This is a genomic window from Streptomyces sp. NPDC056486, from assembly GCF_042795295.1.
GTDB lineage: Bacteria > Actinomycetota > Actinomycetes > Streptomycetales > Streptomycetaceae > Streptomyces.
On record NZ_JBHTSF010000290.1, the window covers coordinates 1 to 5,755 of the forward strand.

Here is a 5,755-nt window from a genome sequence, read left to right on the forward strand (position 1 = left end):
GTGTGCCGTGTCGTGAAGCCGCTAGCATCGGCCAGCATCGGCGGGCACCCTCCCAAGCTCTCAATGAGCGGGGGAGACCCCACTACCCCCAGGCCAGGGAGCAAATCGTGCTGATCACCCACGACACCCGGTGCGCACTCGACGCGGTGGTCGATCTGGTGAACACCGCACCGGACACCGAGGCCGCCGCGAACACCGGAACGGACGGGCTCGCGGACCTGGCGGCCCTCGACGAATTCGTACGAAGCCACGACATAAGTGATGTGGGCGTGCTCTCGGAGCATGACCTCGCCGGCGTCCGGCACATCCGCAGCCGCTTCCACGAAGTCTTCGCGGCGCCGGAGCCGCAGGCCGCGGCGGCGGTGATCAACGAACTGATCGCGGCGGCGGGCACCACGCCCCGGCTCACCGACCACGACGGCTACGACTGGCACGTGCACTACTTCGCGCCCGGGGCCTCCATCGCCGACCACCTCGCGGCGGACTGCGGCATGGCACTCGCGTTCTTCGTGGTCGCCGGTGAGCAGGAGCGGCTGCGGCGCTGCGAGGCACCGGACTGCCGGCACGCTTTCGTCGACCTCTCCCGCAACCGCTCGCGCCGCTACTGCGACAGCCGCACCTGCGGAAACCGGCTGCACGTCGCCGCCTACCGGGCCCGGCGCAAGGAAGCCGCGGGCTGAGCCCGCAGCCGCGGCGGCTCCCAGTGGCCCTAAGGCCCCAGCAGATCGTGCAAGGACCCCATCAGGAGCAGAACGCCGATCACCGCCAGGAAGATCATCAGGGGTGGCTGGGAGAGCGCGAACAGACAACCCTTGGGGTCTTCTGTCGCGGCTCGCTCATCGTTCGGCGGGGCGGCATCGCCCTGTGCGGTGTCCTGCATCTCGCGGCGATGATGACGCAGTCCCGGGGGTGCCGGTTACCAACACGCCAGGAAAGCGCGGGAGTTCGCCGCATTCGGTGACCTGCACAAGTCAGGCGTCCCACACGTCCCGTCCATGGCCCGTCGGCGACGCACCTCGTCGGATTCGGCGGCACCACCGTCCACACGAACGAGGGAGTCTCATGCCCGTCCGACGAGGACGGTTGTTGACGACGGCGCTCGCTCCCGTCGGATGCCGTACTCCGATTCCGTACTCAGAGATTCCGTACTCAGATGCCGTGCTTCTTCAGGATGGCCTCGATGTCGCTGAAGTCCTCCTTGGGCGCGGCCGCGGTCTTCGGCCGGTCCGCAGCCTGGGCGGCCGGGCGGGCGCCCTGCCCCAGCGACGGCGCGGAGGCCGCGGGGGCCACCGCCTCGCGCTGGGCCGCCTTCGCGGCCTTGCGCTCCTTGCGGGTGCCGCCGGATCGGCGCTCCACGGCTCGGGTGGTCATGAAGAGCAGCCAGGCGACGCCGAGGACGCCGAAGCCCACCCAGGCCTTCATGCTGAAGGCGGTGTCGGCCAGCCATCCGACGACGCCGGTCATCACCAGACCGACCGGGACCAGGGAATAGGCGGCGAGGCGTGTCGCCGCGAGGAAACGCTTGCGGTAGGCCGTGATCGCGGCAATGCCGAGGCCGGCCGCGGATACGGCGGAACAGACGGTCTCGGCAATCATCCGGATCCTCCAGGCGTGCGGCGTGCGGGCGCAGACGGTGGCGTGGACACCGTCTTCTCCTCCATCCTGCACCGGGTGGGCCCTCACAAGCCACGCCCCGAGCGGACTTCAGGGACATATCAGGGTCACGCCTCCTCCGCAGGTTCCGGTCACCGCCGCGGCCCCGGTCGGCAGGGCGCTCTCAGGCTGAAAGACTGTGTCCCATGAGCGACTCTGTCCCCGATGCCCCCACCAGCCCCACCGGTCCCCTCGTCATCGACATCTGGTGCGAGCTGGAGTGCCCGGACTGCCGGACCGCCCTGGACGACGTACGCGCGCTCCGCGCCCACTACGGCGACCGCGTCGACCTGCGTCTGCGGCACTTCCCCCTCGAGAAGCACAAGCACGCGTTCGCCGCCGCCCAGGCCGCCGAGGAAGCCTTCGAGCAGGGGCAGGGCTGGCCGTACGTCGAGGCCGTGCTCGGCAACGTCGAGGAGCTGACCCGCAAGGGCGAGCCCTTCCTGGTCGAGACCGCACGCGCGCTCGGCCTCGATGCCGAGGAGTTCGACACCGCCCTCGTCGACGGCAGGCACATCCTGATCGTCGACGCCGACCAGGCCGAGGGCAAGGCGATCGGCGTCACCGGGACACCGACGTACGTCATCGGGGGCGAGCGCCTCGACGGCGGCAAGAGCCAGGACGGCCTGCGCGATCGCGTCGAGGAGATCACGGACCTCCTGCTCGCGGCCTCCGGGCAGGACGGCTCCTAGAGCCCCCTGGGGCCTCCTAGAGCAGCTGCTTGTAGACGTAATACATGACCGGTTCGTAGCCGAGGGACTCGTACAGGCCGAGGGCCGGGGCATTGCCCGCGAAGACATTGAGGCCGATGCGGCGCAGGCCCACCGCGCGGGCCTGCGTCTCCGCCAGGAGCATCAGGGAACGGCCGTGGCCGAGTCCGCGGTACTCCTCGTCGACCTCGACGTCGAAGACGAACGCGTCGCCGTCGCGCAGCGCGAGCCAGAGGGTGCCGACCTTCGTGCCCTCGTGGGTGAGCACGCTGAGGCTGGTGCCGGGGGTGGCGAGGCCCTGGGGCAGATGGTCGGCGTGGTCGGCGTCGGACTTGGCTCGCGCCTCCGCCTCAGGAACCCCGCGCTCGATCCAGGTCTGCGCGTAGTCCTCCTTCTCGCGGGCCAGCCACACCTCGTACTCGTCCTCGGTCATCTCCCGCCCCTCGACACCCGCCGGCAGCGCGGGCGGCTCGGCGGTCAGGGGCTTGGTCATCTGGCGGTTGCGCTCCCTATAGCCGAGGGAGACGGCGAGGCGGTGGGCCGCCGCGGCCTCGGCGGGCACGGCCACTTCGATGCGGTTGCAGCCCCAGCCGCGCACCACCTCCTCGGCGGCGAGCACGGCGACGGTGGCACGCCCGCGCCTGCGGTCGGGTTCCTTGATGCTCAGGTCCCGCATCTCGGCGACGGCAGGTCCGAACACGGCGTGCGTGGCGAGTTCTATCCCGCCGACAGGACGGCTGTTCACACGCACTTCGTACGTGCGTGACTTGGCGCCGTCAGCGCTCTGGTGAAGCGGCCCGGTCGGCCGCAGGGTCGTGGTCATCAGTGGTGTTCTACCCGCCCTGCGGCTCGAGCGTCATCAGGATTACGTGCACTTGCGGTCTGTCACCCAATGTCACCCGACCGGTCACGGGTCGAGGTCGTCCGCCGCCCGCTCGTCGAAGATCCGCATCGCCTTCGCGGTCACCGGGCCCGGTGCGCCCGGCAGTTCGCGCCCGTCGATCCGGTGCACGGCCTGGACGTCACGGAGCGTCGAGGTCAGGAACACCTCGTCGGCGCGGTCGAGGACGTCGAACGGCAGGTCCGTCTCGCGCGCGTTCGTCCAGTCGACGGCCAACGCGCGCGTGATGCCCGCCAGGCACCCGGAGGCGACCGGCGGCGTGTGGATCTCGCCGTCGAGCACGACAAAGACGTTCGATCCCGTGCCTTCGCACAGCTGCCCCACCGTGTTGGCGAACAGCGCCTCCGAAGAGCTCCGTTCGTGGGCGCGCGCAAGGGCGACGACGTTCTCGGCGTACGACGTGGTCTTCAGGCCGGTCAGGGCGCCGCGCTCGTTACGGGTCCACGGCACCGTGATCACGGCGGTCGCGTCGGGCCGCCTCTGGACCTCGCCGATGGCGACGACCAGCGTCTGCCCCTGATCACCGCGGTCCGAGCCGAGCGGCGAGAGACCTCCGGTGTACGTGATGCGCAGCCGCCCCAGCGGCATCGGGTTGGCGTCGAGAACCGCGGCGCAGGCCGCGCGCACCTCGTCGAGGTCCGGCTCCGGCAGGCCGAGGCCGCGCGCCGAACGGGCGAGCCGGTCCAGGTGCCGGGTCAGCGCGAAGGGCCGCCCTTCGACCGACTTCACCGTCTCGAAGATTCCGTCGCCGACGGTGAGCCCGTGGTCGAGCACGGAGACACGGGCGGTCTCGAGGTCCTGCAGGCCACCGTTGAGCCAGATCTTCACCATGGTCTCCCTCCACTCACTTCGTACGCTCCTGACGCTACCGCCAGCAGCCGTTCCGCCTTCAGTTCGGTCTCCCGCCACTCCCCCTCGGGGTCAGAGCCCCAGGTGATCCCCGCGCCGGTGCCGAACCGCAGCACGCCCCGCGCGCGATCGATCCAGAAGGTGCGAATGCCGACGGCCAGTTCGCCGGTGCCCCGGTCGGCGTCGACCCAGCCGATGCCGCCGCAGTACGGACCGCGGGGCGCGGTCTCCAGGGCGTCGATGATGCGCAGGGCGCTGGACTTGGGCGCGCCGGTGACGGAACCGGGCGGGAAGGCGGCCCCGAAGAGTTCGGGCCAGCCGGCGTCGGGGCGGAGCTCGCCCCGGACGGTGGAGACGAGGTGGACGAGCCCGGGGTGCTTCTCGACCACGCACAGGTCGGGGACGGTCACGGAGCCGGAGACGCATATCCGACCGAGGTCGTTGCGCACGAGGTCCACGATCATGACGTTCTCGGCGTGGTCCTTTTCGAGGAGATCGGCCTCGGTCCGGCCCGTGCCCTTGATCGGCCCCGACTCGACGACGCGCCCCTCGCGGCGCAGGAACAACTCGGGAGATGCCGTCGCTATCTCGACCCCGTGCTCGGGCAGACGGATCGTTCCGGCGTACGGAGCGGGGTTCCCGCGCGCGAGGAGCGCTGTCAGGGCGTCAACGTCAGCGCCCTGGGCAACCGGCGCGGACAGCACGCGGCAGAGGTTCGCCTGATAGACGTCGCCCGCCGCGATGTGTTCGCGCACACGTCGCACACCGTCCACGTACGCGGTGCGGTCGAGCGACGACGTCCAGTCACCGACGGCCGGGCCCTGCCACGCCCCGGGCACCGGAGCGGGCACCGGCTCCTCGCGTACGTCGTCGAAGCGGGCGCAGACCAGTTCGCCCTCGAAGCTCGCGCTGACCGCCCAGAAACCGCGGGAGTCAAGGGCCGAGGGATCGCTGGTCACGTCCCTGAGGCCGGTCGCGAGCAGGCCGCCGAAGCGCGCCATGGGCAGAGGCGCCCCGGAGGGCGGCCGGGAGGACATCTGACGGGCGCTGTGCACGTCTGTGAGTCTATGACCGGTGTCCTGGTGGCGCCCCGGGCCGGTGACAGCGCAGCACGCTGCGCAAACGCGTTTTTGTACTGGCCCAGGAATCCGCTAGAGTTCAACACGTCGCCGGGACGCGTGAGCGGGCCGGGAAAGACAAGCGGACGTAGCTCAGTTGGTAGAGCGCAACCTTGCCAAGGTTGAGGTCGCCAGTTCGAACCTGGTCGTCCGCTCGCAGGAAGTGGGGGATCTTCCCGACCCCCCGCACTCCTGGTGGAGTGGCCGAGAGGCGAGGCAACGGCCTGCAAAGCCGTCTACACGGGTTCAAATCCCGTCTCCACCTCCAAGCGCGATTAGCTCAGCGGGAGAGCGCTTCCCTGACACGGAAGAGGTCACTGGTTCAATCCCAGTATCGCGCACGCAGCACAACTGAAAATCTGGTCCGCAAGGATCCCCGCGCGATTAGCTCAGCGGGAGAGCGCTTCCCTGACACGGAAGAGGTCACTGGTTCAATCCCAGTATCGCGCACGCAGTTCGCAGCACACGCAGGTTCACCCGCGCGATTAGCTCAGCGGGAGAGCTCTTCTCTTAGAGTGTAGATG

General features: G+C 69.9%; 7 protein-coding genes and 4 tRNA genes. 6 read left to right on the top strand and 5 right to left on the bottom strand.

Features of this window, described 5'->3' with window-relative positions; translation table 11 throughout:
• Positions 1–107 precede the first annotated feature (107 nt).
• Positions 108–680, top strand: a complete 573-nt coding sequence (locus tag ACFQ7F_RS45160; protein WP_383285395.1) for a CGNR zinc finger domain-containing protein — start codon at positions 108–110, stop codon at positions 678–680.
• Positions 681–709: 29 nt separating this feature from the next.
• On the opposite strand, the gene ACFQ7F_RS45165 is transcribed toward ACFQ7F_RS45160, so the two are convergent.
• Positions 710–880: a hypothetical protein gene (locus ACFQ7F_RS45165; RefSeq protein WP_383285398.1), complete on the bottom strand. Its 171-nt coding sequence runs from the start codon at positions 878–880 to the stop codon at positions 710–712.
• Between the two features lie 269 nt (positions 881–1,149).
• Positions 1,150–1,596, bottom strand: coding sequence for a hypothetical protein (locus tag ACFQ7F_RS45170; RefSeq protein ID WP_383285401.1), 447 nt, complete (start codon positions 1,594–1,596; stop codon positions 1,150–1,152).
• Between the two features lie 203 nt (positions 1,597–1,799).
• Here ACFQ7F_RS45170 and ACFQ7F_RS45175 point away from each other — a divergent pair, with 203 nt between their 5' ends.
• Positions 1,800–2,345 carry a DsbA family protein gene (locus ACFQ7F_RS45175; RefSeq protein WP_383285404.1) on the top strand — a complete coding sequence of 182 codons (546 nt, stop codon included), beginning with the start codon at positions 1,800–1,802 and terminating at the stop codon, positions 2,343–2,345.
• 16 nt (positions 2,346–2,361) lie between these two features.
• Here ACFQ7F_RS45175 and ACFQ7F_RS45180 read toward each other — a convergent pair whose 3' ends face one another.
• From ACFQ7F_RS45180 to ACFQ7F_RS45190, 3 genes are all read right to left on the bottom strand, one after another.
• On the bottom strand, positions 2,362–3,186 hold the full coding sequence (locus tag ACFQ7F_RS45180) for a GNAT family N-acetyltransferase (RefSeq protein WP_383285407.1): 825 nt from the start codon (positions 3,184–3,186) through the stop codon (positions 2,362–2,364).
• 84 nt (positions 3,187–3,270) lie between these two features.
• Positions 3,271–4,092, bottom strand: coding sequence for an aminotransferase class IV (locus tag ACFQ7F_RS45185; protein WP_383285410.1), 822 nt, complete (start codon positions 4,090–4,092; stop codon positions 3,271–3,273).
• A complete protein-coding gene (locus ACFQ7F_RS45190) occupies positions 4,089–5,150 on the bottom strand; it encodes a chorismate-binding protein (RefSeq protein ID WP_383285413.1) in 1,062 nt (353 codons plus the stop codon). Before ACFQ7F_RS45190 ends, ACFQ7F_RS45185 begins: the two co-directional genes overlap by 4 nt.
• Before the next feature lie 163 nt (positions 5,151–5,313).
• Here ACFQ7F_RS45190 and ACFQ7F_RS45195 point away from each other — a divergent pair.
• The 4 genes from ACFQ7F_RS45195 (at position 5,314) to ACFQ7F_RS45210 (ending at position 5,681) form a co-directional block, all read left to right on the top strand.
• Positions 5,314–5,386: transfer RNA gene (locus ACFQ7F_RS45195), tRNA-Gly, on the top strand.
• Between the two features lie 39 nt (positions 5,387–5,425).
• Positions 5,426–5,499 (top strand) — tRNA-Cys (locus ACFQ7F_RS45200).
• Between the two features lies 1 nt (position 5,500).
• Positions 5,501–5,572: transfer RNA gene (locus ACFQ7F_RS45205), tRNA-Val, on the top strand.
• A 37-nt stretch (positions 5,573–5,609) separates the two neighbouring features.
• Positions 5,610–5,681, top strand: a tRNA-Val gene (locus tag ACFQ7F_RS45210).
• Positions 5,682–5,755: the final 74 nt, after the last annotated feature.